The 3,191-nt window shown below is 68.8% G+C and carries 3 protein-coding genes; all 3 read right to left on the reverse strand.

Translation table 11 applies throughout. The features are described 5' to 3' along the window. Positions 1 to 2,250 (reverse strand): phage tail tape measure protein (locus tag AB0435_RS34015; protein ID WP_366428718.1); only part of this gene is annotated, 2,250 nt, incomplete at its 3' end. 36 nt (positions 2,251 to 2,286) lie between these two features. Beyond that, positions 2,287 to 2,751 (reverse strand): hypothetical protein, encoded by a 465-nt coding sequence (locus AB0435_RS34020; RefSeq protein ID WP_366428719.1) that lies wholly within the window; start codon positions 2,749 to 2,751, stop codon positions 2,287 to 2,289. A 5-nt stretch (positions 2,752 to 2,756) separates the two neighbouring features. After that, positions 2,757 to 2,993 carry a hypothetical protein gene (locus tag AB0435_RS34025; protein ID WP_366007966.1) on the reverse strand — a complete coding sequence of 79 codons (237 nt, stop codon included), beginning with the start codon at positions 2,991 to 2,993 and terminating at the stop codon, positions 2,757 to 2,759. Positions 2,994 to 3,191 lie beyond the last annotated feature (198 nt).

Raw genomic sequence — 3,191 nt, forward strand, 5'->3', positions numbered from 1 at the left:
GGCGATGGTCTGGGCAGCGGAGAGCAGCGGTCCGGTCATCGACGACCGGATCGAGTTCCACAGGCTGGAGGCAGCGCTGCGGATACTGCTCCAGGTGGAGGACAGCCAGCTCGTGACGGTCCGCCACAGGGACTGGAGGAACTGCCATGCAGCGTCCATGGGCCGGATGATCACGGTCTGGATGCCCAGCCACACGGTTTGCGCGACGGCTTTGATGCCGGTCCAGATCCCCCCGAAGAAGGCGGCGATCGCGTTCCAGACGGCGTGCGCGACGCTGGTGATCTGAGTGTGGAAGTGGTTCCAGAGAGCAAGCAGGACGGCGACGGGGAGCGCGAAGATCACCAGGAGGACGGGCCACCATTTCCGGAAGAAACCCGCAATGGCGTTCCATACAGTGCTCGTGACGGTGGCTATCGCGTTCCATGCGGCCTGGAGGGCGTGCCAGAGCCATTGGACCCCGACGACGATCCCGTTCCAGACGGCCTGGAGGGCGTGCCACACCAGGACAGCGGCGATCTTCACGCCCTCGAACGCCGCCTGCACGATGGCCCGGAACCGTGCGCAGTGCTGGTAGGCGTAGATCAGCGCGGCGATCAGGGCGATGACCGCCAGCACGATCAGGACGATGGGGTTGGCGTCGAGGACCGCGTCGAGGGCGGCCTGCGCGCCGGTCAGGATCGCGGAGGCGGCCGCGGCCACTCGCTCCGACGTGGCGAACGCGCGGATCGCCTGGCCGGCCCCGACAAGCGCGGTGCCGATCTCCTTCACGCCCGCGACAGCACCGACGACCGCGCTGGTGGAGAACCGGATGACTGCGGCCGTCAGGACCACGCCGATCACGGTGGCCAGGGCCAGGGTGACACCCTGGTACTGGGTGAAGAACCCGATCACCGCGCTGACGACGGGGATCAGCTGCGTGCCGATCGTGATGGCCGCGACCTGTACGCGCTCTTTGAGCTGGCTGATCTGGAAGTTGAAGGTCTGCTGCGTCCTGGCCCAGCCCTCGATGTCCTTGCCCGCGTGCTGTCCGGCGGCGCCGACGGCGGCGACATTCGCCTTGAACGATGACATGTTGTCGCCGCCGAGCATGAGGGCGGTGTTCAGCCCGGTGGCGCCGCCCATCATCTTCTTCATGGCGTCGTTGAACGTCTGCGCCGACGGGCCGCCCGCCTTGAGCTGGGAGTTGAAGCCTTTGGTCTTGTTCTCCAGCGTTGCGAACTGGGTCAACAGGTTCGCCTGGTCGACGGGGAGAGCCTTGATCTGCTTCTTCCAGTCGGTGACGCTGATGCTGCCGTTCGCGTAGGCCTGCGCGAGTTTCTGCAGGCTCGCGGGCATCTTGTCGATCATTGCCTGGGCGTCGGCGGCGGCCTGCTTGGAGGTGTTGAACGCATTGAGCAGGACCGTGCCGGCCGGGCCCATGTGCTGGAGTACCGCCTGTTCCAGCAGTTGGATCGTGCCGGTCAGGCCGCGCTGCCCCAGGTGCGTGGAGACGTCGACGCTGGAGAGGCCCAGCCGCTGCATCTCCTGGACGGCCACGTTGTTCGGGGCCTGCAAGGAGCGGATGGAGAAGGCGAGTTCCTGGGTCGCTTCCCGCGCCGAGGTTCCGTGGTTGGTCAGGGTGGCGATGGCGCCGCCGACCTGGTCGAAGCCGAGGTGGGCGGAGGCGGCGATCGGCAGGACGGTGGAGAGGCTGCCGGCGAACTCGCCGAACGTCATCTTGCCGTGCCCGACGGCGGCCACCATCTCGTTGGTGATCTGCACCGCCGCCGAGGCGGGCAGGTGGTAGGACTTCAGGGCCGAAGTGACGGCGTTGGTGACCTCCGGCAGCGGCGCCTGCTCAGCGCGGGCCCCCTGAGCGGCGGTCTTCAGGACGGTCAGGCCCTCGGCTCCGTGGAACCCGGCGGATTCCACCATGTACATTCCGTCGGCCAGCGACTTGGTGGACGTGCCGGTCTGGACGGCGATGTCCAGGATCCCGTTGGAGACCTTCTTCAGGTTCGCCTGTGACTCGCCCGCCGTGGTGACCAGCTTCTGCATCGAGGCCTGGAAATCCCCGGCCATCTTGATACTGACCGCGGCGATGCCGATCCCGGCCACGGTGGTCGCGGCACCGAGCTTGGTCATGGCGCCCCCGACGCCGCCCATCTTCGCGGTGAAGCTCTCGCCCTCCGCGGACGCGGTGCGCATCCCGGCGGTGAAGGGGGCGGTCTCCGCCCGCAGGATCACGAACAGGTCGGCGACATCCGGCACCGCGCCACCGCCTCTCGCACGGAAGGGGAGCGGGGATCAGATGCGGGGCCAGCCGGGCCGGAAGACCGCCTGGTACAGCTGCGGGGCGACGTGCGTGACGCCGAACCGGAACGCGGGCAGCAGGAACGGGTAGGCGGCGCCGTTGCGCAGCATGCCCCGCTCCAGGTACATCCCGTACTTGCTGGACGGGGTGCGGGATCTGCCGTAGGGCGGGGCGGCTCCGGGAGCGGTGCCGACTTTCGACTCCCAGCCGCCGCCCGTGAACACCACCGCCGTGTGGGTCAGCGAGCGGCGCAGCGTCCCGGAGATGACCGCTGGCCCGGTGCCCGGCCGGGCCGGAGTCGGGGTGCCGTAAGGATGCGCCCCGTTACTGGCGTTGATCTTCGCCTGCCGCTCCACCGCACCGGCCAGGCGGGAGATGACGGTGTGGGCCTTGAGCTGGGCGTCGCGGTCGATCTCGGTGAAGAGGCGGGCGAACATACCCGGCCGCAGCTCCGGCACGCAGCTCACCCCATTCGCTGGGCCCGGCCGGCCTCACGCTGGGCGCGGTCGTTCTCCCGCTGCTCCTGCTCGGCGATCAGGCCGAGGAAGTCCAGCGCGTACCGGCGCACGTACAGGGGCGTCTGCTGGAGGTCGGCCCAGGTCCAGTGCATGCGCCGCATCAGGATGAAATCGGCCCACTCCGCCGGTGCGTCCCCCGAGGCCCAGGTGCCGTCGAGGATGGATTCGACGGGCAGCAGCACGTCCTCGTAGTACGGGCTGCCGGGGCCTAGGAAGGGTCCGCGATGCGGCCGAGTTCCTCGCCGATGCGGTTGATGATGGCCATCGGCAGCCGGGCCACGTTCGCCGGCGTGATCGGCCCCAGGCGCGTCTGCTCGGCGGCTTCCAGCGCCTTGATCTGCTCGTCGAGGTCATCGGCATCCAGGTCGATGTCCACCGGC

Source organism: Streptomyces sp. NPDC051173 (assembly GCF_040689515.1).
GTDB lineage: Bacteria > Actinomycetota > Actinomycetes > Streptomycetales > Streptomycetaceae > Streptomyces.